Raw genomic sequence first — 21,559 nt, forward strand, 5'->3', positions numbered from 1 at the left:
AACTGAAAGGCACCGGATACCTTGACCACGACGACGACCGAGCACGCCATCTCCCAGGAGGAGCAGCTCGACTACCACGCTCTCAACGCGCTGCTCAACCTCTACGACGAGAACGGTCAGATCCAGTTCGACAAGGACCGCGAGGCCGCGAACCAGTACTTCCTGCAGCACGTCAACCAGAACACCGTGTACTTCCACGACCTGGACGAGAAGCTGCGGTACCTCGTGGACAACAAGTACTACGAGCCGGAGGTTCTCGAGGCCTACGACTACGAGTTCATCAAGGAGCTCTTCCAGCGCGCGTACGCCTACAAGTTCCGCTTCCCGACGTTCCTCGGCGCGTACAAGTACTACACCTCGTACACCCTCAAGACCTTCGACGGCCGCCGCTACCTCGAGCGCTTCGAGGACCGCGTCACCATGACCGCCCTCTTCCTGGCCAACGGCGACCGCGCGCTGGCCGAGAGCCTCGTCGACGAGATCCTCACCGGCCGCTTCCAGCCGGCCACCCCGACCTTCCTCAACGCCGGCAAGGCCCAGCGCGGCGAGCTCGTCTCCTGCTTCCTCCTGCGCATCGAGGACAACATGGAGTCCATCGGCCGCGCCATCAACTCCGCCCTGCAGCTGTCCAAGCGCGGCGGTGGCGTCGCCCTGCTGCTGTCCAACCTGCGTGAGTCCGGCGCGCCGATCAAGCACATCGAGAACCAGTCCTCCGGCGTCATTCCCGTGATGAAGCTCCTCGAGGACTCCTTCTCCTACGCCAACCAGCTCGGTGCCCGCCAGGGTGCCGGTGCCGTCTACCTCAATGCGCACCACCCGGACATCATGCGCTTCCTCGACACCAAGCGCGAGAACGCCGACGAGAAGATCCGCATCAAGACCCTCTCCCTCGGCGTGGTCATCCCTGACATCACCTTCGAGCTGGCCCGTCGCAACGACGACATGTACCTGTTCTCCCCGTACGACGTGGAGCGCAAGTACGGCAAGCCCTTCGGCGACATCTCCATCACCGAGCTCTACGACGAGATGGTCGACGACCCGAACATCGCCAAGAAGAAGATCAACGCGCGCCAGTTCTTCCAGACCCTCGCCGAGATCCAGTTCGAGTCCGGCTATCCGTACATCATGTTCGAGGACACCGTGAACGCGGCCAACCCCATCGAGGGCCGCATCAACATGTCCAACCTGTGCTCCGAGATCCTGCAGGTCAACACCCCCTCGACCTACCACGAGGACCTCTCCTACGAGACCATCGGCGAGGACATCTCCTGCAACCTCGGCTCCATGAACATCGCCATGGCCATGGACTCGCCGGACTTCGGCAAGACCATCGAGACCGCCATCCGCGGACTGACCGCCGTCGCCGAGTTCACCAGCATCGATTCCGTGCCGTCCGTGCGCGAGGGCAACAACGCCTCCCACGCCATCGGCCTCGGCCAGATGAACCTCCACGGCTACCTCGGCCGCGAGCACATCTACTACGGCTCCGAGGAGGGACTGGACTTCACCAACGCCTACTTCGCCGCCGTGCTGTACCAGGCCCTGCGCGCCTCCAACAAGATCGCCAAGGAGCGGGGCACCACCTTCTCCGGCTTCGAGCGCTCCAAGTACGCCGACGGCACCTACTTCGACGGCTTCGACCCGGCCGACTTCGCGCCGAAGACCGAGAAGGTCAAGGGGCTGTTCGAGCGTTCCTCCGCACACATCCCGTCCGCCGAGGACTGGGCCGACCTCAAGGCCGAGGTCATGGAGCACGGCCTGTTCAACCGCAACCTGCAGGCCGTCCCGCCGACCGGGTCGATCTCCTACATCAACAACTCGACCTCCTCGATCCACCCGATCGCCTCGAAGATCGAGATCCGCAAGGAAGGCAAGATCGGCCGCGTCTACTACCCGGCGCCGCACATGGACAACGAGAACCTGGACTACTTCCAGGACTCGTACGAGATCGGCTACGAGAAGATCATCGACACGTACGCCATCGCCACCCGCTACGTGGACCAGGGCCTGTCGCTGACGCTGTTCTTCAAGGACACCGCCACCACCCGCGACATCAACCGCGCCCAGATCTACGCCTGGCGCAAGGGCATCAAGACGCTGTACTACATCCGTCTCCGCCAGGTCGCGCTGACCGGCACGGAGATCGAGGGCTGCGTCTCCTGCATGCTGTAGGAGACAGTCGGTGACGCCGCAGGGCGCGGTTCCCCGGGGAAGGGGACCGCGCCCTGCGGCGATTCCGGAGGGCGAGGAGGGGATCAGTAGTCGTCGACGAACATCTGGGCCACCTCGGTGAGCAGCAGGCGCGACTGCTCCTCCGCCGCGGCGTCGTCACCGTCCGCGATGGCGCGGGCCAGCTGCTCGTGGGCGGACATCGCGGCCGGTGCCGGGTCCGCCGGCTGCATCCCGTAGCGGGTGCGCCCCTGCAGCACGCTGAGCAGCGGCGGGGCCAGCGCCGCGAACATCTCGTTGCCCGAGGCCTCGAGCAGCAGGTTGTGGAAGCGGCTGTCCACCTCCAGGAACTCCTGGGAGGCGCCGGCCCCGGACTCGCCGAGCTCCCGCAGCCGACCGGCCAGCGACAGCAGCTCCTCGCGCTGCCCCTGGTCGGCGTTGAGTGCGGCGAGGCGGGCGGCCTGCGGTTCGATGCCGGTCCGGAGCTCGTTGAGGGAGCGCAGCTGGGAGTTGCGGTCGTTCGGGCAGGCCAGGCGCCAGTCAATGATCGACTGGTCGAAAACCGCCCACGAGGAACGGGGGCGGACGGTGATGCCCACGCGGCGGGAGGAGGAGACGAGGCCGAGCTGCTCCAGGGCGCGCATGGCCTCGCGGGCCACGGTGCGGGAGATGTCGAAGCGGTCCGACAGGTCCTGGAGGGTGAATGTGCGCCCCTCAGGAAGCGTGCCGGAGATGATGTCCTGTCCGAGTTCGGCGAGGACGTTGTCCAACAGGGGGGCGGCCGGGGTACGGGGAGTCTCGGTCATCGCAGTTGGTGTCCTTCGTATCCTGAGTACGGCATTATTAGTCATTCTAAACCCGGGAGCGGGACGAATGCAGGCGCATCCTCCAAATCGGGGGACCGGATAGGGGACAGTTTCGGGCCACGGTCTTCTGGTTCCGGGGGTGGCGGGACGGTGGCTGGCCTGCGCCGGGGGAACGCGGCGTCGAAAACGCACCTTATATATAAGGAATCGTCGGCGGTGCACGCGATGGTCGACACCCGGGAGAGCGGGGCCGGCATACGGTTCGACGTCGATAAAGGTTCCCGACCCGCCGTCTCCACCGAAAGGTTGATATCGACCGGGGGTGGTGGAGAGTTCCCGGTCATGGCCGAGAATGTTAATCCCCCAGTTCACAAGTGTGGCACCAGTCACAAACCCAGGGGGGTGTCCGGCGATTCAGGGGTGATTCGCAGAGAAAACCCTCTGCCCTTGAGTTTTGTGTGAGACATGGGGTTAGACTGAACTACGTCTCCAGTCCAGATGGGCTGGAAATCTCTCTTACGCGTCCTTTAAGATGAGGCGCAGTAAAAGCTTGGCAGTCCGTGTTGTGCGGACTGTCTCGTAGTCAGGAGGAACTATGACCGCAGTGGCGCCAAGGCTTGATGATTACATCGAGCCGACTCGTCCTCAGCCGACCGGCAACGAGCGTAAGGGCTCGCGTGCCTGGGAGATGCTGATCACCACCGACCACAAGCAGCTGGGCATCTACTACATCATCATGTCCTTCAGCTTCTTCTTCCTCGGCGGCCTGATGGCCCTGCTGATCCGCGCGGAGCTCTTCACCCCGGGTCTGCAGTTCCTGTCGAACGAGCAGTTCAACCAGCTGTTCACCATGCACGGCACCGTGATGCTGCTGCTGTTCGGTACGCCGATTGTCTGGGGTTTCGCGAACTACGTCCTGCCGCTGCAGATCGGCGCACCGGATGTGGCCTTCCCCCGCCTGAACGCCTTCGGTTTCTGGATCACCACCGTCGGTGGTGTCGCGATGCTGTCCGGTTTCCTTACCCCGGGTGGCGCAGCCGACTTCGGCTGGACCATGTACTCCCCGCTGTCCGATGCAGTCCACACCCCGGGTGTCGGTGCTGACCTCTGGATCATCGGCGTCGGCGCGACCGGTATCGGTACCGTCGCCTCCGCCATCAACATGCTCACCACCATTCTCACGATGCGTGCCCCGGGCATGACCATGTTCCGTCTCCCGATCTTCACCTGGAACATCTTCGTCACCTCCGTCATCGCCCTGATGATCTTCCCGCTGCTGCTCGCCGCCGCCCTCGGCGTCCTGTACGACCGCAAGCTCGGCGCGCACATCTACGACACCGCCAACGGTGGCGCGATCCTGTGGCAGCACCTGTTCTGGTTCTTCGGCCACCCCGAGGTCTACGTCCTCGCCCTGCCGTTCTTCGGTGTCATCTCCGAGGTCATCCCGGTCTTCTCCCGTAAGCCGATGTTCGGCTACATCGGCCTGGTCTTCGCGACCCTGGCCATCGGCGCCCTGTCCATGGCCGTGTGGGCACACCACATGTTCGTCACCGGTGCCGTCCTGCTGCCGTTCTTCTCCTTCATGACGTTCCTGATTTCGGTCCCGACCGGCGTCAAGTTCTTCAACTGGGTCGGCACCATGTGGAAGGGTCACATCACCTGGGAGACCCCGATGATCTTTGCGGTCGGCTTCGCCGCCACCTTCCTCTTCGGTGGCCTGACCGGCATCATGCTGGCCTCCCCGCCGCTGGACTTCCACCTGGCTGACGGCTACTTCCTCATCGCTCACTTCCACTACACCCTGTTCGGTACCGTCGTGTTCGCCTCCTTCGCCGGCGTCTACTTCTGGTTCCCGAAGATGACCGGTCGTATGCTGGACGAGCGTCTGGGCAAGATCCACTTCTGGATCACCTTCATCGGCTTCCAGGGCACCTTCCTGGTCCAGCACTGGCTGGGCAACATGGGTATGCCGCGTCGTTACGCCGACTACCTGGACTCCGACGGCTTCACCCTGCTGAACCAGATCTCCACCGTGTTCTCCTTCCTGCTCGGTGCCTCCGTCATCCCGTTCATCTGGAACGTCTTCAAGTCCTGGCGTTACGGCGAGGTCGTCACCGTCGACGATCCGTGGGGCTACGGCAACTCCCTCGAGTGGGCCACCTCCTGCCCGCCGCCGCGCCACAACTTCGTCTCCCTGCCGCGTATCCGCTCCGAGCGCCCGGCATTCGAGCTGCACTACCCGCACATGGTCGAGCGTATGCGCCGCGAGGCACACACCGGCCACCACGACGAGCGTGCAGAGAAGACCCAGTCCCCGTCTCCGGCTGAAGTCCGCTAGACACCAAGGGTCTGACATAGTCACCTCCGACTGACACAACCCCCGGCAGATCCTCTGCCGGGGGTTGTGGCATGTCTGAACCCCACCCCCTCCATGAAAGAATTGATCCCCGTGGCAGATCTTGACCAGAACCCCGTCAGCGACGAGAACGACGAGAACACCGGCACCCTGCAGGTCGGCCTGCAGCCCGGCCTCGAGTCCGCCGTCATCACCCTCACCGGCCGTGACCGCCCCGGCGTGACCGCCGCTTTCTTCCGCGTCCTCTCCGCGCACAACGTGCAGCTTCTCGACGTCGAGCAGTCCCAGTTCCGCGGCTACCTCAACCTCGCCGCCTACGTCGGCGTCGACCCGGCCCGCGTCGAGCGTCTCCGCGAGGGCCTGGACGAGACCCTCCGCGGCCACGGCCAGTCCGTGTCCCTCGACCTGGCGTCGGACGCCCTGTCCTCCTCCCCGCGTTCCACCCACGTCGCCGTGGTCCTGGGCAACCCGGTCACCGCCAAGGACGTCTCCTCCATCGGCCAGACCCTGGCCAACTACGGGGCGAACATCGACCGCATCCGCGGCATCGCCGACTACCCGATCACGGGCCTGGAGATCATGATCACCATCGCCAACCCGGAGCCGGGCGGCGGCATGGCCATGCGTAAGGCACTGGCCGAGCTGACCACCGAGCTGGGCGTGGACATCGCCATCGAGCGCGCCGGCCTGCTGCGCCGCTCCAAGCGCCTCGTGTGCTTCGACTGCGACTCCACCCTCATCACCGGCGAGGTCATCGAGATGCTGGCCGCCCACGCCGGCAAGGAGGCCGAGGTCGCCGAGGTCACTGAGCGCGCCATGCGCGGCGAGCTCGACTTCGAGGAGTCCCTGCGCGAGCGCGTCGCCACCCTCAAGGGTCTCGACGCCTCCGTCATCGACGCTGTGGCCGCGGACATCGTCCTCACCCCGGGTGCCCGCACCACCATCCGCACCCTCCACAAAATGGGGTACCGCACGGCGGTCGTCTCCGGCGGCTTCATCCAGGTCCTCGAGGATATGGCCGCCGACCTCGAGCTCGACTACGTCCGCGCCAACACCCTGGAGATCGTCGACGGCAAGCTGACCGGCCGCGTCATCGGCGACATCGTCGACCGGGCCCGCAAGGCCGAGCTCCTGCGCGAGTTCGCCGCCGATTCCGGTCTGCAGATGTACCAGACCGTCGCCGTCGGTGACGGTGCCAACGACATCGACATGCTCTCTGCTGCCGGCCTCGGCATCGCCTTCAACGCGAAGCCGGCCCTCCGCGAGATCGCCGACACCTCCGTCAACCACCCCTTCCTCGATGAGGTCCTCCACATTCTGGGTGTCCCGCGCGAGGAGATCGACGAGTCCGACCTCGAGGACGGCACCTACCGGCGCGTCCCGCTCGAGGCCACCGCCCGCTAGTGGAGGTGACCGATCCGCTCGCCGCGGCGCATTCCCTCCTGCGTGCCCGGGTGAGCGAGAACCGGCACGAACGCCACGAGGACCCCTCCCGCCCGGAGACGGTCCAGGCCATGCAGATCGCCCTGCACGTGCCGAAACCGCAACCGCCCCGCCGCACCGACCTCCTCGAGGCCGCGGCCCGGGCGGTTGTCGCCGTCTGTCTGGCCCCGCAGGTCGCCACCGATCCGCAGTGGCGGGCCGGGCTCGAGGGGTGGTACGACCACCTCATCCGGAAGGTCGCCCGTCGGGCCCGGAACAAGGCGTGGGACGACGTCCAGGCGGTCCCCGGCATCACCGTCGACGTCCGCGGTGCGCAGGCCCGGGCGTTCGTGCCGTCGTCGGTGGCCGCGGTCCCCGCCCCGGTGCGGAAACTGCAGATCCAGGGCACCGAGCTGCCGCAGGACGAGCCCGGCCCGGCGGACCCCCGGTGGCCGGTCATCCTCATCGACGCCGACCTGCGCATGAGCACCGGCAAGGCGGCCGCCCAGGTCGGCCACGCCAGCATGCTGCTCGCCGCCCGCCTCACCCTCGACGAGGTGCGGGAGTGGGCGGACAGCGGTTTCGCGCTCGCGGTTCGGGAGATACCCAACGCGGAGTTCGTCGCTCACCTGGACAGCCCGGGTGCGCTCCCCGTGCGTGACGCCGGGTTCACCGAGGTGGCCCCCGACGCACTGACCGTGCTGGCCGTCCCGCCGACCCGGTCCTGATCTACAGGGCGGCGAGGGCGGGGACGTCGAGAAGCGCGACCCATTCGCGACCGGAATCGATGAGCCCCTTCCGCTTCATCCGCGACATCGCGCGGGAGGTCGACTCCACGGTGGTGGAGGCGAGGCCGGCGATGTCGTCGCGGCGCAGACGGACCTGCAGGAGCACGGAGCCGTCGGAACGCTCCTGCCCGAGGCTGTCGGCGAGGGAGAGCAGCACCCCCGCGACGCGCTGCTCGACGGTGCGGGTGGTGCGGGCGACCTCCCGCTCGCGGGCGCGGGTGAGCCGTTCCTGCTGCAGTCGCAGGAGGGCGAGCGCCAGCGCGGGGAACGTCTCGACGACCTCCGCCAGCGACTCCGTCCGCAGGAACAGCGCGCACGTGGTCTCCATCGCCCACGCAGAATCCGGGGTGGGGACCACGGTGGTGTCGAGCGGGCCGACGACATCGCCGGGGGCGGCGAGGTCGACGGTGATCTCGTCGCCGTCGACGGTGTCGCGGGTGATGCGCACCCGTCCCGACATGACGAGGTACACGCCGCCCGGGGTGTCACCGGCGACCATGAGCGGATCACCCGCCGCCCAGGACAGGGCCTGCAGGTGACCGTCCAGTTCCTCCCGCTGCTCCCGCGTCAGGGCGCGGGTGAGGGGGGAGCGCGCCATCACCTGCATCCGCACGTCCGGGGAACAGTGGTGGGGGCGGGCGCAACCGCGGTGGACGGGGTGGTGGGACATGACCCCAGCGTAGCGATCGTGGGAGACTGTGGGTCAGGAAACCACTTCCGAAAGGGGAGTCCCATGACCCAGCCACACGATCCCTATCCCGGCTACGCCGGCCACCAGCCGCCGACCCCGCACATGATCCCGCCCGGCCCGCCCCGCCCCGTCGACGCGGTCGCCAGCCTCACCCAGGGATGGAAGGCGCTGGCCTCCAACCTGCTGCCGTGGGTGCTGGCCATGCTCATCTTCCTCGCGGTGTTCGTGGTGATCATGGTCGTCGCCGTCGTCCCCGTTGCGCTCAGCGAGACGGTGTCGGAGGACCAGGCGGTGGCACTCGCCCCGGCGACGGTGGCGGCACTCATCATCGCCTACCTCATCGCCTTCGCCATCGGGGTGGTGTGGTCGCTCAACGTCTACCGCAACGCCGTACGCCAGGTGCAGGGCGAGAGCGTCACGGTGGGCAGCTTCTTCCAGTTCCGTGATCTCGGCATCCCCTTCGTGGCGTACCTGCTCGTGGCACTGGCGACCTTCCTCGGCATGCTGCTGCTCATCATCCCGGGCCTGGTGGTCGCGTTCCTGCTCATGTTCGTGCCCTACCTGGCGTTCAGCCGCCCGGAGACCGGACTGTCGGGCATCTTCCGCGGCTCGGTGGAGATCGCCCGGAACAACCTCGGCGCCAGCCTGCTGCTGGTCCTGTTCTCGCTGCTCCTCGGGGCGGTGGGCAGCATCACGGTCATCGGCATCTTCATCACCACCCCGCTCGTCGCGATGATGATGGCGCACGCGAGCCTGCAGGGCAGCGGCGACCGGATGCTCTACCGGCCCTGAGTGACCAGGCGCTTGAGCGCCCCGCGGACGACGGCCGGGTCGGTCGTCTCCCAGAACGCGGGCATCGACGCCCGCAGGAAGGAACCGTAGCGCTTCGTCGCCAGGCGGTTGTCCAGCACGGCCACGACGCCCCGGTCGGTGACCGACCGCAGCAGGCGACCCGCGCCCTGCGCCATGAGCAGGGCCGCGTGGGTGGCGGCGACCTCCATGAACCCGTTGCGTCCCTCGGCCTCCGCGGCCTCCTTGCGGGCCTGCAGCAGCGGGTCGTCGGGGCGGGGGAAGGGGATGCGGTCGATGAGGACGAGGGAGCAGGCCGGACCGGGGACGTCGACACCCTGCCACAGCGTCAGCGTGCCGAACAGGCAGGCGTTCTCGTCGCGGGCGAACTTCTCCACCAGCGCGCCGGTGGTGTCCTCACCTTGGCAGTAGACGTCGAAGGGCACACGGAGCTTCATCGCCTCGGCGGCCTGCTCGGCGGCGCGCCGGGAGGAGAACAGACCCAGGGTACGACCGCCGGCGGCCATGATGAGGTCGTGGATCTCGTCGAGCGTCTCGGCGGACAGGCCGTCGCGGCCGGGATCGGGCAGGTGGCGGGCGGTGTAGAGGATGCCGGATTTCCGCGGGTCGAAGGGGGTGCCGGCGTCGAGGCTGTCCCACGTGCCCTTCGGGATACCGAGGAAGGCCGCCATGGGGTCGAAACGCCCGCCGATGGTGAGCGTCGCCGAGGTGAGCACCACGGTCTGCTCCCCGAAGAGGCGGTCGTGGAGCAGCCCGGCGACCGACAGGGGAGCGACGGTGAGGACATCGCCGCGCCGGTCGTCGCGGGCGAGCCACACGACATCGCGTTGCGACGCCGGGTCGGACTCGTCGAACACCGTGAGCACCCGCACGATCGCGTCGTGCAGCTCCTGCAGGTGATTGGCCAGGTTCTGGCGCTCGGCGTACTTCTCCGGGTCGTTGGCGGACTCGCCCTCCGGGGCGCGGGCGATGGCGTCGCGCACCGACCACAGCCCGTCGCGCAGGCCGACGAGCGGCCCCCGGGCGGTGTCGTCGATGTCGTTCCACCGGCCGTCGGGAAGCGTTGCCGCGGCGGCGATCCAGTCGTCGGCCAGCTCGACGAGTTTGTCGTCGCGGCCGTCAGCACCGAGCTTGCCGGCGCGCTTGGCGGCCAGCGTGAGGGCGGTGCGGGAGAGCTCGTTGGTGGCGACGGAGGTGATCCGGCCGTCGAGCTCGTGGGCCTCGTCGATGACCACGACGTCATGCTCGGGGAGGATGTCGATGTCCGCGAGGGCGTCGATGGCGAGCAGCGCGTGGTTGGTCACCACGATGTCCACCTCGTGCGCCTGCCGCCGCGCCGCCTCCGCGAAGCACTCCTCGCCGTGGGGGCAGCGGGTGGCACCGAGGCATTCGCGTGAGGTGACCGACACCTGCCGCCACGCCAGATCCGGCACGCCAGGCTCCAGGTCGTCGCGGTCCCCGGACCCGGTCTCCTGGGCCCATTCGTGGACGCGGGCGACGTGGCGGCCGAGCCAGGAGACGTCGGCCTCGTCGAGCAGCGCGTCCTCCGGGTCCTCCGCCGCGCCGATCCGGTTGAGGCACACGTAGTTGGACCGGCCTTTGAGGATGGCGAACGTGGGGCGGCGCTCCATCACCGGCTCGAGGGCATCGGCCAGGCGCGGCAGATCGCGTTCGACGAGCTGGCGCTGCAGCGCGATCGTCGCCGTGGAGATGATGACCGCGGTGCCGGTGGCCTGCGCGTGACGTATCGACGGGACGAGGTAGGCCAGCGACTTACCCGTACCGGTGCCCGCCTGCACCGCGAGGTGCCGCTCATTCTCCAGGGCGCGGGTGACGGCCTGCGCCATGGCCACCTGACCGTCCCGGCGGGAGCCGCCGAGGGCGGCGACGGCGGCGTCGAGAAGCGACTCGGTGGACTGCGACAACGGTTCCTCCTGCTGACTCACCCCACCCACTCTATCCGCGGCGGAAGTGGCCGCCTATTCCGGGAAACCGACGAAACGGGTACCGATCGCCGGCTCATCCCGCGACAGCGCCAGGCCCTCCCACGGGAGGGTGAGCAGCTGGTCCGCGAGGTAGGCGCGGGACTCCTCGAGCGAGGGCAGACCGTCCACCGCGACACCGTCGCGCATGAGCGGCACCGTCAGCTGCGTGGAGGACAGGTGACCGGTGTCCGGGGCCTCCGCGCCGAAGGGGAACACCAGCTCCTCGACGGCGACGCCGGAGGAGCGGTAGGTGCGCACGGCCTGCTTCGTGCCGCCCGTCATGCCCTTGCCGCGGGAGCGCTTGGCGACGGTGTGCCCGTCGACCTCCACCAGCTTGTACACCATGCTGGCAGTCGGGGCACCGGAACCGGTCACCACCGAGGTGCCCACGCCGTAGACGTCGACCGGGTCGCCGCGCAGACCGGCGATGGCGAACTCGTCGAGGTCGGAGGAGACGACGATGCGGGTGTTGTGCGCGCCGAGATCATCGAGCTGCCGACGGACGCGCCGGGTGACGGCACCGAGGTCACCGGAGTCGATGCGAACGCCGCCGAGCTCGGGGCCCGCGACCTCGATCGCCGTCTTCACACCCTGGGTGATGTCGTAGGTGTCGACCAGCAGGGTCGTGTCCACCCCGAGGGAGTCGATCTGGGAACGGAACGCGGCCTCCTCGTTCGGGGTGCCGTCCTCGTTGATGTGCAGCAGCGTCCAGGCGTGCGCGGCGGTGCCGGAGGCCGGGATGCCGTAACGGTGCGAGGCCTCCAGGTTGGAGGTGGCCGTGAAACCGGCCAGGTAGGCGGCGCGGGACGCGGTGACCGCCGCGTACTCGTGGGTGCGCCGGGACCCCATCTCGATGATCGGGCGGCCGTCGGCGGCGGTGACCATACGTGCCGCGGCCGACGCGATCGCCGAGTCCGCGTTCATGATCGACAGGATGACCGTCTCCAGGATGACGCACTCCGCGAACGTGCCGCGCACCGTGAGCAGCGGCGAGTACGGGAAGTACAGATCGCCCTCACGGTAGCCGTCGATCTGCCCGGTGAAACGGTAGTTGCGCAGGAACTCCTTCGACTCCTCGTCGAGGAACTCCAGGTGGGAGAGCTGATCCTCGGTGAAGACGAAGTCCCGCACCGCGCGCAGCACGCGGGCGGTGCCGGCCACGACGCCGTAGCGGCGCTCGTTGGGCAGGCGGCGGGCGAACACCTCGAACGTGCACTGCCGGTGGGCGGTGCCGTCGCGCAGGGCCGCCTGCAGCATGGTGAGCTCGTACATGTCCGTCAGCAGGGACGTCGAGCGATTCGGCGGCACAGACGCCGCCCCGGGGTTAGGTGCGTTCTGGTTCACACCGCCCACTGTATATCCGCCGCGAGCTACTCCGCCGAGAGCTGGACCGCCACCCACACCTCACCGTGACCGACGGCGACGCCGACCGCGGAGAAGGCGTAGCGGGCGTCGAGAAGCGGGGCGGTGTGGGCGGGGGAGTGCAGCCACGCCTCGAGGAAGGCGTGGCCGGAGGCGGACTCGACCGGCAGGTGGTGCTGCACCATGGTGACGTTGTTCGGCGAGGGCAGCTGCTGGCCGGCCACCGCGGAACGCTCCGCCAGGCGCTGCGCGGCCAGCTGCAGGTGCGGGGCGGGGAACAGCGGCCGCACACCCTCCTTGTAGCGCAGCTCGATGAGAGCGGCGTTGATGTCGGTGCGGGTATTCTCCAGGCCCGCCTGGACGTCGGGGGCCGGCTGGACGTAGCCGGTGTCCGGATCGCCCGGGTCCTCGGTCTCGGGGTTGCCCGGCAGCACCGCCATGAGCAGGGACATGAGCAGCCCGGCGACGGTGAGCAGGACGCTCGCACTCGGCAGCAGATCCCTCAGACCCTGCGGGGTGTACCACGGGGCGGGGGACTGGCGGAACATGGAATCACATCCTGGGGTGCGTCGAGTGGGTCGGCTGGGTAGTTAACCTACCCGCTCGGGTGAGCCGGCACCACCGGGCGATCCGGGCGGACCACGGATACCGGGGATACTCCCGAGCCGGGGGAGGGTTGACTAGGCTGTGTGGCATGACTGGTCCAGCATCGCCCCAGACGATCCCGTCGATGAGCGCGCCCGGGATGGGATCCCCCATGGCGACCCCGGAGCTCGATGAACAGATCGAGGTCAATGTCGCGACCGCGGAGAATCTGCCGTGGCTGTGCATCGTGTGGGATGACCCGGTCAACCTGATGAGTTACGTCACCTACGTCTTCCAGACCGTGCTCGGGTACGGCCGGAAGCGGGCGACGGAGCTGATGATGCAGGTCCACACCGAAGGCAAGGCCGTCGTCTCCTCCGGGGAGAAGGACAAGGTCGAGGGCGACGTCAAGAAGCTGCACACCGCGGGCCTGTGGGCCACGATGCAGCAGGCGGGATAAGGAGCGCACGTGCAGGCTTGGCGGAAGAAGAAGGGTCTCATGCGGGCGGCCCGATTCCACACGGTGCTGGAACCGATGGAGCGGGAGGTGCTGGGCAACCTCGTGTCCGGGGTGAGTGAGGCCATCATCCGGCGCGCGCAGTCGGCGCCCAAGGACGAGCTCGCCGAGCTCACCGGCATCCCCACCGGCCACAAGGACGCCCCCGAGGACCCGGGCATGGCGCGCCTGCTGCCCGATTTCGAGCGGGAGGGCGACGAGGAGTACGAGGGCGACAACTCCCTGCTCCGCAGCCTCCACGAGAACGACATCTGCCGCGCCAAGCTGCAGAACCTGCAGGTCGTGGCCGAGAAGGTCGGGCCCGACGGCGGGGTGGAGATCACCCTGACGGAGGAGGAGGCGCACGCCTTCCTCGCCGGCCTCAACGATCTGCGCCTCTACCTCGCCTCCGCGGAGGACGCGGGGGAGGACGCCGACACCCTCGTCGAGTGGCTGGGCTTCAACCAGGACAGCCTGCTCACCGCGATGATGGGCTGACGCGATGCTCATCGACGTCCCGGGGCTCCTCGTCGGCCACACCTCCGCCGGGGACACGGGCGTCACCGTCGTCGTCTCCGCCGACCCCGCCGGCATGGTGGCCGGCGTCGATGTCCGCGGGGGCGGGCCGGGTACCCGGGAGACGGATCTGCTCGCTCCCCACAACACCGTCGAACGCGTCCACGCGATCGTGCTCTCCGGGGGATCCGCCTTCGGGCTGGCCGCCGCGGACGGGGCGATGGCCGAACTGGAGCGCGCCGGGCGGGGATTCCCCGTGCTGGGGGAGGGGCGGCCCGGCCCCCGGGTGCCCATCGTCCCGGCGGCCGTCATCTTCGACCTCTTCGTCGGCGACGCGATGCACCGGCCCACCGCTGCGGACGGGGCGGCGGCGGTGCGCTCGGCGTTCGACGGGGGCGCGGCGGTGCCGACCAGCGGCAGCGTCGGGGCGGGGTGCGGTGCCACGGCCGGCGTCCTGCGCGGGGGTGTGGGCCAGGCCTCGGTGGTGGTCGGGGAGTACACCGTCTCCGCGCTGGTGGTGGCCAACCCGGTGGGATCGGTCATCGACCCGGGGACGGGGAGGCTGTGGGGCGACCCTGCCCGCCCGCCGGTGGACCTCGCCGCCTTCGGGGCGCTGGAGCACCCGGCGTCGTCGCTCAACACCACCATCGGCGTCATCGCCACCGACGCCCCCGTGACGGTGGCCCAGGTGACGCGGTTGGCGATGGTCGGCCACGACGGCATCGCCCGGGCCGTGCGTCCGGCGCACTCGCCGCTCGACGGGGACACCCTGTTCGCGGTGTCGACGGCGGCGACGGCGGGGCAGACGACCGGGGTGGGCGTCGAGACGCTCCACGACCTCTCGGCTGCGGCGGCCGACGCGGTGCAGGCGGCGATCGTCGATGCGGTGGTCTCCGCCGCCCCCGGTCACGGGCTCGGCGTGTGGTCCGCGATTCTCGCCGACTGATTAGAGTGGTGGGGGATGAGTCAACCACCTGTGTATCCGACCTCCCCCTACGGTTCCCCCTCCGGTTCCGCCCGTCCGCCCGCGCGGCGGGGCGCCGGTTCCGCCTTCCGCTCGGGTCTCTGGTTCGCGGCCGCCTACGTGGTGGTCATCTGGGCCGTGCATATTGTGAACATATTCCTCTTCGGCGGGCGGCTGGTCTTCTTCGGCATCCATCCGCTCGACGTGTCCTCCCTGTGGCACATCTTCACGTCCCCGCTGCTCCACGCCAACATTGAACATCTGCTGTCCAACACCATTCCGGGTGCGATATTCAGCTTCCTCATAGGTATGTCGCGGGCCCGCGTGTGGTGGGAGGTGACGGCGATCGTGGTGATCCTCGGCGGTCTCGGCGTGTGGCTGCTCGGTGGGGTGGGCACGAACCACATCGGCGCGTCCGGGCTGGTCTACGGCTGGCTGGGGTACCTGCTCGTCCGCGGCATCTTCAACCGCAGCATCGTCCAGATCCTCATCGGCATCGCCTTGGGTGTGACGTACTCCGGCCTGATTTGGGGGGTTCTGCCCGGGGTTCCGGGTGTGTCGTGGCAGGCGCACCTGTTCGGTGCTGTCGGCGGCGTCGCGGCGGGCATGTTCATCACGTCCGATGACCCGCCGCAGCTGCGCGCCCGGCGGGCCCGGAAAAAGCTTGACGGGGGTAGTTTCGGCTGGTGAACGGGGGTGTGGTTGACGCAAGAACCGTGAATACCTAAGAAATTCACATACTAATTATCAGTTTCTGCGAGTAGTACACGTAGTATTGGACGCATGAACAAGCGCAATGTGGAGTGGCTGTCCGAACAGGAAGCGGAGACCTGGATGAATGTCTGGTCTTTTCACGTATGGCTGCCCACCCGTCTCGAGGCCCAGCTGAAGCGGGACGCCGGCATCAGTCACTACGACTACTTCGCCCTCACCCAGCTGTGGCGGGCGCCCGAGCACGTCCTGCGGATGAGTGAACTGGCCGCGGAGTGCGACATGACCCTGTCGCACCTGTCCCGCGTCATCGCCCGCCTGGAGAAGCAGGAGTTCGTCCGCCGCCTGCCTGATCCGGATGACGGGCGTTGCACCCTCGCGGAGCTCACCGACGCCGGCCTGGCCCTGTTCGAGCAGGCCGCCCCGGGGCACGTCTCCGAGGTCCGTCGCCTCATCTTCGACAACCTCGAGCCCGAGGAGCGCCAGCAGTTCGGCGACGCGATGGGCAAGATCGTCGCCGCCATGGGCAAGGGAGACCGCCGTAACGGACGCTAGGTCGGGCGCTAGCATGGTCGACGTGACCACACCTGCAGCACCCATCGGCATTTTCGACTCCGGCGTCGGCGGACTCACGGTCGCCCGCACGATCATGGACCAGCTCCCGCACGAGTCCATCATCTACGTCGGTGACACCGCGCACGGCCCCTACGGGCCGCTGCCCATCGCCGAGGTCCGGCAGCACGCCACGCGCATCGCCGACGACCTCGTCGAGCGCGGCTGCAAGATGCTCGTCATCGCCTGCAACACGGCGTCGGCCGCGTTCCTCCATGACGCGCGCGAGCGTTACGACGTCCCCGTCGTCGAGGTCATCCAGCCGGCGGTCCGTCGTGCCTTGGCCACGACCCGCAACGGTAAGGTCGGCGTCATCGGCACCGTGGGCACCATCAACTCCGGTGCCTACCAGGATCTCTTCGCCATCAACCCGGGGGTGGATGCGCACGCCCAGGCGTGTCCCAGTTTCGTCGATTTCGTCGAGCGCGGGATCACTTCGGGACGCCAGATCCTCGGGGTGGCCGAAGCCTACGTGGAGCCGCTGCAGGCGGCGGGCGTCGATACGCTCGTCCTGGGGTGCACCCACTACCCGCTGCTCTCCGGTGTCATCCAGCTGGCCATCGGTGACCACGTCACCCTCGTGTCCTCGGCGGAGGAGACCGCAAAGGACGTGCTCCGCGTGCTCACCCGCGAGGATCTGCTCGCCGACCCGGTGATCCATCCGGCACCGACCCGTCTCTTCGAGTCCACCGGGGACCCCGCGAAGTTCGCCCAGCTCTCCGAGCGCTTCCTCGGCCCCGGCCTGGGACAGGTGCATCAGATGTCCGGATAGGTCACTCACAATCTGATGACGAAACGTGCGTTGCGTTCGAGAAAACCGTCGCTACGTGGCACAGTGGCAACATGAAGTTGACGATCCTCGGCAGTTCCGGCAGCGTCGGCGGCCCCACGAACCCGGCCTCGGGTTACCTGGTGAACGTCGACAACTCCCCGGGCCTCCTCGTGGACATCGGCCCCGGAGTGCTCGGACAGCTCCAGGAGGTCCAGGACCCCTGTGACGCCCACGTGGTGTTCTCCCATCTCCACGCCGACCACTGCCTCGACTTCCCCTCCCTCATGGTGTGGCGCCGCTACCACCCGTACGCCCCCGCCAAGGGACGCAACCTGTGCTTCGGCCCGTCGACGACCCTCGGGCACCTCGGCGTGCTCTCCGCCGACAGCCCGGGCGAGGTCGACGACATGTCCGACACCTTCGCCTTCGCGCCCTGGCGGACCGGGGAGCCGCACATCATCGACCGCCTCACCGTCACCCCCTTCGAGGCGGTACACCCGGTGGAGGCCTACTGCCTGCGCATCACCGAGCACACCTCCGGCAAGACCATCGCCTACTCCGGTGACACCGGCTGGACCGAGCAGCTCGTCGAGTGCGCCCGTGACGCCGACGTCTTCCTCTGCGAGGCGACGTGGTGCTCCGGGGAGGGTGACTTCCCGCCGGACATGCACCTCTCCGGCACCGAGGCCGGTCGCGCCGCCCGTCTGGCCGGGGTGAAGAAGCTCGTCATCGTGCACATCCCGCCGTGGGGTGACCCGGAGGCGACCCTCGCCGCGGCCCGCGCCGAGTTCGACGGCCCCGTCGAGGTCGGTCAGCAGGGTCAGGTCATCGAGTTCTAGCTCCCCCGGTAGCCTGGGGGCCATGACTTCCGAGAACTCCTTCCAGCGTGCCGACGGCCGCGACCTCGACCAGCTCCGCACCGTCCGCATCACCCGCGGCTTCACATCCAACCCCGCCGGCTCCGTGCTCATCGAGTACGGCAACACCCGGGTCATGTGCACCGCCAGCGTCGAGCACGGCGTCCCCCGCTTCAAGAAGGACTCCGGCGAGGGCTGGCTCACCGCCGAGTACTCCATGCTCCCCGCCGCCACCCACGACCGCATGCCGCGTGAGTCCATGCGCGGCAAGGTCAAGGGCCGCACCCACGAGATCTCCCGCCTCGTCGGTCGCGCCCTCCGCGCCGCCGTCGATCTCAGCCAGCTCGGCGAGAACACCATCAACATCGACTGCGATGTCCTGCAGGCCGACGGCGGCACCCGCACCGCCTCCATCACCGGCGCCTACGTCGCCCTGGCCGACGCCATCGCCGTGCTCAAGTCGGAGGGCGTCGTCCCCGGCCAGCCGCTGCTGCCCCCGGTCGCCGCCGTCTCCGTCGGGCTTGTCAACGGCCACGTCTGCCTCGACCTGCCCTACGAGGAGGACTCCCGCGCGGAGGTCGACCTCAACGTCGTCATGACCGAGGCCGGCCACTTCGTGGAGATCCAGGGCACCGGCGAGCACGGTGACTTCACCCGAGAGCAGCTGAACCTCATGCTGGACTCCGCGGAGAAGGGCTGCCACGAGCTCATCGCCGCCCAGCGCGCCGCCCTGGGGATGTAGCCGTGCAGCTGCTCGTCGCATCGAACAACGCCAAGAAGCTGGCGGAGCTGGAGCGCATCCTCGTCGCCGCCGGTGTCGACGGCGTGGAGGTCACCCCGCTCAGCGCCGTCCCCGCCTACGACGAGCCGGTCGAGGACGGCCGGACCTTCGCCGACAACGCCCTCATCAAGGCGCGCGCCGGGGCCCGGGAGACCGGTCTGGTGTGCATCGCCGACGACTCCGGCCTGGCGGTGGAGGAGCTCAACGGCATGCCCGGCGTTCTCTCCGCGCGGTGGGCCGGGTCCCACGGGGATGACCGGGCGAACAACGACCTCCTCCTCGGGCAGATGGCGCATGTCCCCGACGGGCGTCGTGCCTGCGCCTTCGTCTCCGTGTGTGCCCTGGTCACCCCGGAGGGGGAGGAGCACGTGGCGGAAGGCCGCTGGGAGGGCACTCTCCTGCGCGAGCCGGTGGGGGAAAACGGCTTCGGCTACGACCCGCTGTTCCTGCCCGCCGACGACGTCGCCGTGGGCCGGTCCTCGGCGCAGCTGAGCCCGGAGGAGAAGAACGCCCTGTCCCACCGCGGCAAGGCGCTGCAGCAGCTGGTGGAGGTCATCCGCGCCCTGGAGGTCGCGGGGAGGGCGTAGCGGGGAGGAGGTGGCGCTCACTCGCCCTCGCGACCTTCTGCCCGCCACCTCCCCGGTGAGCGGTCGGCAGCGGCCACCCAGCAGGTGAACCCCCGCGCACGGTGGGCTAATATCCGACGAATGACCCCGCACAACATCGATGATCCCCGCAACCGCCCCAGCGGTCCCACCACCGAGCGCCAGTACGTGCTCACCCTGGGTTGCCCCGACACGACCGGCATCGTCGCCAGGCTGTCGACGTTCCTGGCGGAGCAGGGCGGTTGGATCACCGAGGCCGCGTACTTCACGGACCCGGAGAACAACTGGTTCTTCACCCGGCAGGCCATCCGCGCGGACTCGGTGGACATGGGCATCGACGAGCTGCGGGAGAAGTTCGCCCCCGTCGCCGAGGAGTTCGGCCCCAAGGCGCAGTGGCGTCTGTGGGACACGGCGGAGTTGAAGAAGGTCGTCATCCTCGTCTCCCGCGAGGGCCACTGCCTGCACGATCTGCTGGGCCGCGTCGCGGAGAACGACTACCCGATGGAGGTCGTCGCCGTGGTGGGCAACCACGACAACCTGGCGTACATCGCCGACAACCACGGTGTGCCGTTCTACCACGTGCCGTTCCCGAAGGACGCCGTCGGCAAGCGGAAGGCCTTCGAGGAGGTCGGCGAGATCGTCAACTCCTACGAGCCGGACGCCATCGTCATGGCGCGGTTCATGCAGATCCTGCCGCCGGACTTCTGCGAGATGTGGGCGGGCCGCGTGCTCAACATCCACCACAGCTTCCTGCCGTCCTTCATGGGCGCACGCCCGTACCACCAGGCGCACAAGCGGGGAGTGAAGCTCATCGGTGCGACCTGCCACTTCGCCACCTCGGACCTCGACGACGGTCCGATCATCGAGCAGGACGTCATCCGCGTCACCCACAAGGACACCCCGGAGGAGATGCAGCGCCTCGGCCGCGACGCCGAGAAGTCGGTGCTCGCCCGCGGCCTGCGCTACCACCTCGAGGACCGCGTCCTCGTCTACGGCAATCGCACCGTCGTCTTCGACTGACGGACACACGAAACGGGGCCCCGTCAGGGGCCCCGTTGGGTCGTCGATAAGCGGTTTAGGCCAGCTGGAACTTCTCCTTGACCTCGCGGCGGCGGTTGGCCTCGACGAAGAAGGAGAGGAACGGCACGACGCCGGCGAGCGCCGTGGTGATCCACGTGACCGGCTTCCAGCGGGCCTTGAGGCCGAGGTTGAGCACGGCCAGCAGGTAGGCCATGTACGCCCAGCCGTGGGCGATGGCGACGATGGTGGCCCAAGAGGGGATCTCCACCTTGAGCACGTACTCGAGGATCATGCGGACCACGAGGATGATGAGGAACACACCCGTGATCCAGGCGGTGACCGAGAACAGCTTGAGGGCGGTGTCGACGCGCTTCTGGCGCTCGGGGTGGATCGTCTGGGTTGCGGTCATGGGGTGATGTCTCCAGGTTGGTCGGTGTCTGCTTCCCGACGCCGACGGCTCGGCGTGTTCAGCTCGTTGTACGTGTCGATGTCCAGGGTGGGACGGCTGGGGAGGAAGTCCTCGTCGATGGTGGTGACCTCGTCGCGCTTCCGGGTGGGGGCCTCGTAGAGGAAGTCGGGATCCTCGGCGGCGTTCTCGGCGTCGATCATCTCATTCTCGTACTGGAGGAACTTCCGGTAGGCGTAGACGAAGAAGGCGCCGAAGAGCGGCCACTGGAAGGCGTAGCCCAGGTTCTGGAACGTGCCCGAACCGGACTGGAAACGGGTCCACTGCCACCAGGCCAGAGCGATGGTGCAGACCACCGCGGCGGCGAGAAAGATCACGTGGGTCACGCGGACCTTCTTGCGCTGTCGCCGGGGGCTGTTGTTCTCGCTCACGGAATAACACCATACCCCGCATCATCCGAAAGGTGGAGTTCGGGGCGTTTCGGGTGTCCGATCGGGGCAGGGTAACATGATGCGGACACGCGCCCGTGGCGGAATTGGCAGACGCGCTGGATTTAGGTTCCAGTGTCCTCGGATGTGTGGGTTCAAGTCCCACCGGGCGCACTTTGTGATGGAGCGGGGCATACTTCCGGTTCCGTATGCAGGTCCCGCTTTTTGACGCCCCCGTCGGCCCTCGCCGCCGGGGGCTGAGAATTTTTCAGGTGCTCGTCGGGCCGCTTTTAGGGCTGTGAGCTGGGGGTATCTCGGTAGGGGAGGGGTGGCGCGCCGAAGTATAAGCGCGCCCAAATGTGTTCTGGAACACTGTAAGCACAACCCATTGCTTATGTGAGAACGAAGGGAACGCAG

22 protein-coding genes and 1 tRNA gene are annotated in these 21,559 nt (G+C 68.1%); 16 read left to right on the top strand and 7 right to left on the bottom strand.

What is annotated here, in order from left to right; genetic code table 11:
- The first annotated feature begins 21 nt into the window (after window positions 1-21).
- Window positions 22-2,172: a class 1b ribonucleoside-diphosphate reductase subunit alpha gene (gene nrdE / locus B9Y70_RS00090; protein ID WP_085548240.1), complete on the top strand. Its 2,151-nt coding sequence runs from the start codon at window positions 22-24 to the stop codon at window positions 2,170-2,172.
- Window positions 2,173-2,255: 83 nt separating this feature from the next.
- Here the strand turns inward: nrdE and B9Y70_RS00095 are convergent, their stop codons facing one another.
- Entirely contained in the window at window positions 2,256-2,975 is a 720-nt protein-coding gene (locus tag B9Y70_RS00095; RefSeq protein WP_085548241.1) for a FadR/GntR family transcriptional regulator, read from the bottom strand.
- 595 nt (window positions 2,976-3,570) lie between these two features.
- Between B9Y70_RS00095 and ctaD the strand changes: the two genes are divergently transcribed.
- From ctaD to B9Y70_RS00110, 3 genes are all read left to right on the top strand, one after another.
- Window positions 3,571-5,313, top strand: coding sequence for an aa3-type cytochrome oxidase subunit I (gene ctaD / locus B9Y70_RS00100; protein ID WP_085548242.1), 1,743 nt, complete (start codon window positions 3,571-3,573; stop codon window positions 5,311-5,313).
- A 111-nt stretch (window positions 5,314-5,424) separates the two neighbouring features.
- Entirely contained in the window at window positions 5,425-6,735 is a 1,311-nt protein-coding gene (serB, locus tag B9Y70_RS00105) for a phosphoserine phosphatase SerB (protein ID WP_085548782.1), read from the top strand.
- Window positions 6,736-6,740: 5 nt separating this feature from the next.
- Window positions 6,741-7,481, top strand: coding sequence for a peptidyl-tRNA hydrolase (locus tag B9Y70_RS00110; protein ID WP_240309068.1), 741 nt, complete (start codon window positions 6,741-6,743; stop codon window positions 7,479-7,481).
- 1 nt (window position 7,482) lies between these two features.
- Here the strand turns inward: B9Y70_RS00110 and B9Y70_RS00115 are convergent, their stop codons facing one another.
- On the bottom strand, window positions 7,483-8,211 hold the full coding sequence (locus tag B9Y70_RS00115) for a Crp/Fnr family transcriptional regulator (RefSeq protein WP_085548243.1): 729 nt from the start codon (window positions 8,209-8,211) through the stop codon (window positions 7,483-7,485).
- 63 nt (window positions 8,212-8,274) lie between these two features.
- Here B9Y70_RS00115 and B9Y70_RS00120 point away from each other — a divergent pair, with 63 nt between their 5' ends.
- The gene (locus B9Y70_RS00120) at window positions 8,275-9,024 is read left to right on the top strand and encodes a hypothetical protein (protein WP_085548244.1); all 750 of its coding nucleotides are present in this window, start codon (window positions 8,275-8,277) and stop codon (window positions 9,022-9,024) included.
- Here B9Y70_RS00120 and B9Y70_RS00125 read toward each other — a convergent pair.
- The 3 genes from B9Y70_RS00125 to B9Y70_RS00135 all read right to left on the bottom strand — a co-directional run bounded on the left by B9Y70_RS00125 (window position 9,012) and on the right by B9Y70_RS00135 (window position 12,937).
- Window positions 9,012-10,988, bottom strand: coding sequence for an ATP-dependent DNA helicase (locus B9Y70_RS00125; protein WP_085548784.1), 1,977 nt, complete (start codon window positions 10,986-10,988; stop codon window positions 9,012-9,014). The genes B9Y70_RS00120 and B9Y70_RS00125 overlap by 13 nt on opposite strands.
- A gap of 33 nt (window positions 10,989-11,021) precedes the next feature.
- Window positions 11,022-12,335, bottom strand: a complete 1,314-nt coding sequence (locus B9Y70_RS00130; protein WP_162494802.1) for a nicotinate phosphoribosyltransferase — start codon at window positions 12,333-12,335, stop codon at window positions 11,022-11,024.
- Window positions 12,336-12,397: 62 nt separating this feature from the next.
- Window positions 12,398-12,937: a hypothetical protein gene (locus tag B9Y70_RS00135; RefSeq protein ID WP_085548246.1), complete on the bottom strand. Its 540-nt coding sequence runs from the start codon at window positions 12,935-12,937 to the stop codon at window positions 12,398-12,400.
- Window positions 12,938-13,083: 146 nt separating this feature from the next.
- Between B9Y70_RS00135 and clpS the strand changes: the two genes are divergently transcribed.
- From clpS to purU, 10 genes are all read left to right on the top strand, one after another.
- Entirely contained in the window at window positions 13,084-13,434 is a 351-nt protein-coding gene (gene clpS, locus B9Y70_RS00140) for an ATP-dependent Clp protease adapter ClpS (RefSeq protein WP_420838415.1), read from the top strand.
- Between the two features lie 9 nt (window positions 13,435-13,443).
- Window positions 13,444-13,968: a DUF2017 domain-containing protein gene (locus B9Y70_RS00145; protein WP_085548247.1), complete on the top strand. Its 525-nt coding sequence runs from the start codon at window positions 13,444-13,446 to the stop codon at window positions 13,966-13,968.
- A 4-nt stretch (window positions 13,969-13,972) separates the two neighbouring features.
- The gene (locus B9Y70_RS00150; RefSeq protein WP_085548248.1) at window positions 13,973-14,932 is read left to right on the top strand and encodes a P1 family peptidase; all 960 of its coding nucleotides are present in this window, start codon (window positions 13,973-13,975) and stop codon (window positions 14,930-14,932) included.
- 15 nt (window positions 14,933-14,947) lie between these two features.
- Window positions 14,948-15,640: a rhomboid family intramembrane serine protease gene (locus B9Y70_RS00155; RefSeq protein WP_085548249.1), complete on the top strand. Its 693-nt coding sequence runs from the start codon at window positions 14,948-14,950 to the stop codon at window positions 15,638-15,640.
- Between the two features lie 93 nt (window positions 15,641-15,733).
- Window positions 15,734-16,216, top strand: coding sequence for a MarR family winged helix-turn-helix transcriptional regulator (locus B9Y70_RS00160; RefSeq protein ID WP_085548250.1), 483 nt, complete (start codon window positions 15,734-15,736; stop codon window positions 16,214-16,216).
- A 13-nt stretch (window positions 16,217-16,229) separates the two neighbouring features.
- Window positions 16,230-17,045 carry a glutamate racemase gene (gene murI / locus B9Y70_RS00165; protein WP_085548251.1) on the top strand — a complete coding sequence of 272 codons (816 nt, stop codon included), beginning with the start codon at window positions 16,230-16,232 and terminating at the stop codon, window positions 17,043-17,045.
- 71 nt (window positions 17,046-17,116) lie between these two features.
- Window positions 17,117-17,884, top strand: a complete 768-nt coding sequence (locus B9Y70_RS00170) for an MBL fold metallo-hydrolase (RefSeq protein ID WP_085548252.1) — start codon at window positions 17,117-17,119, stop codon at window positions 17,882-17,884.
- A gap of 22 nt (window positions 17,885-17,906) precedes the next feature.
- Window positions 17,907-18,644, top strand: coding sequence for a ribonuclease PH (gene rph / locus B9Y70_RS00175; protein ID WP_085548253.1), 738 nt, complete (start codon window positions 17,907-17,909; stop codon window positions 18,642-18,644).
- Window positions 18,645-18,646: 2 nt separating this feature from the next.
- On the top strand, window positions 18,647-19,270 hold the full coding sequence (gene rdgB, locus B9Y70_RS00180) for an RdgB/HAM1 family non-canonical purine NTP pyrophosphatase (RefSeq protein ID WP_085548254.1): 624 nt from the start codon (window positions 18,647-18,649) through the stop codon (window positions 19,268-19,270).
- Between the two features lie 120 nt (window positions 19,271-19,390).
- Window positions 19,391-20,308, top strand: a complete 918-nt coding sequence (gene purU, locus B9Y70_RS00185; protein WP_085548255.1) for a formyltetrahydrofolate deformylase — start codon at window positions 19,391-19,393, stop codon at window positions 20,306-20,308.
- Between the two features lie 55 nt (window positions 20,309-20,363).
- On the opposite strand, the gene B9Y70_RS00190 is transcribed toward purU, so the two are convergent.
- Together B9Y70_RS00190 and B9Y70_RS00195 are read right to left on the bottom strand one after the other, a co-directional pair.
- Complete coding sequence (locus B9Y70_RS00190) at window positions 20,364-20,717, bottom strand: DUF3817 domain-containing protein (RefSeq protein WP_085548256.1); 354 nt, start codon at window positions 20,715-20,717, stop codon at window positions 20,364-20,366.
- On the bottom strand, window positions 20,714-21,145 hold the full coding sequence (locus B9Y70_RS00195) for a hypothetical protein (RefSeq protein WP_085548257.1): 432 nt from the start codon (window positions 21,143-21,145) through the stop codon (window positions 20,714-20,716). Before B9Y70_RS00195 ends, B9Y70_RS00190 begins: the two co-directional genes overlap by 4 nt.
- Window positions 21,146-21,234: 89 nt before the next feature.
- On the opposite strand from B9Y70_RS00195, the gene B9Y70_RS00200 reads away from it, so the two are divergent.
- A tRNA-Leu gene (locus B9Y70_RS00200) sits at window positions 21,235-21,316 on the top strand.
- The last annotated feature ends 243 nt before the right edge of the window (window positions 21,317-21,559 follow it).

Origin of the sequence: Corynebacterium pollutisoli (assembly GCF_900177745.1) — a bacterium.
Lineage (GTDB): Bacteria > Actinomycetota > Actinomycetes > Mycobacteriales > Mycobacteriaceae > Corynebacterium > Corynebacterium pollutisoli.

Bases quoted from the DNA above. Each gene is read 5' to 3' on its own strand.
- B9Y70_RS00095 (WP_085548241.1), bottom strand. From the start codon at position 2,975: ATGACCGAGACTCCCCGTACCCCGGCCGCCCCCCTGTTGGACAACGTC.
- ctaD (WP_085548242.1), top strand. From the start codon at position 3,571: ATGACCGCAGTGGCGCCAAGGCTTGATGATTACATCGAGCCGACTCGT.
- B9Y70_RS00115 (WP_085548243.1), bottom strand. From the start codon at position 8,211: ATGTCCCACCACCCCGTCCACCGCGGTTGCGCCCGCCCCCACCACTGT.
- B9Y70_RS00120 (WP_085548244.1), top strand. From the start codon at position 8,275: ATGACCCAGCCACACGATCCCTATCCCGGCTACGCCGGCCACCAGCCG.
- B9Y70_RS00135 (WP_085548246.1), bottom strand. From the start codon at position 12,937: ATGTTCCGCCAGTCCCCCGCCCCGTGGTACACCCCGCAGGGTCTGAGG.
- clpS (WP_420838415.1), top strand. From the start codon at position 13,084: ATGACTGGTCCAGCATCGCCCCAGACGATCCCGTCGATGAGCGCGCCC.
- B9Y70_RS00150 (WP_085548248.1), top strand. From the start codon at position 13,973: ATGCTCATCGACGTCCCGGGGCTCCTCGTCGGCCACACCTCCGCCGGG.
- B9Y70_RS00155 (WP_085548249.1), top strand. From the start codon at position 14,948: ATGAGTCAACCACCTGTGTATCCGACCTCCCCCTACGGTTCCCCCTCC.
- B9Y70_RS00160 (WP_085548250.1), top strand. From the start codon at position 15,734: ATGAACAAGCGCAATGTGGAGTGGCTGTCCGAACAGGAAGCGGAGACC.
- murI (WP_085548251.1), top strand. From the start codon at position 16,230: ATGGTCGACGTGACCACACCTGCAGCACCCATCGGCATTTTCGACTCC.
- B9Y70_RS00170 (WP_085548252.1), top strand. From the start codon at position 17,117: ATGAAGTTGACGATCCTCGGCAGTTCCGGCAGCGTCGGCGGCCCCACG.
- rph (WP_085548253.1), top strand. From the start codon at position 17,907: ATGACTTCCGAGAACTCCTTCCAGCGTGCCGACGGCCGCGACCTCGAC.
- purU (WP_085548255.1), top strand. From the start codon at position 19,391: ATGACCCCGCACAACATCGATGATCCCCGCAACCGCCCCAGCGGTCCC.
- B9Y70_RS00190 (WP_085548256.1), bottom strand. From the start codon at position 20,717: ATGACCGCAACCCAGACGATCCACCCCGAGCGCCAGAAGCGCGTCGAC.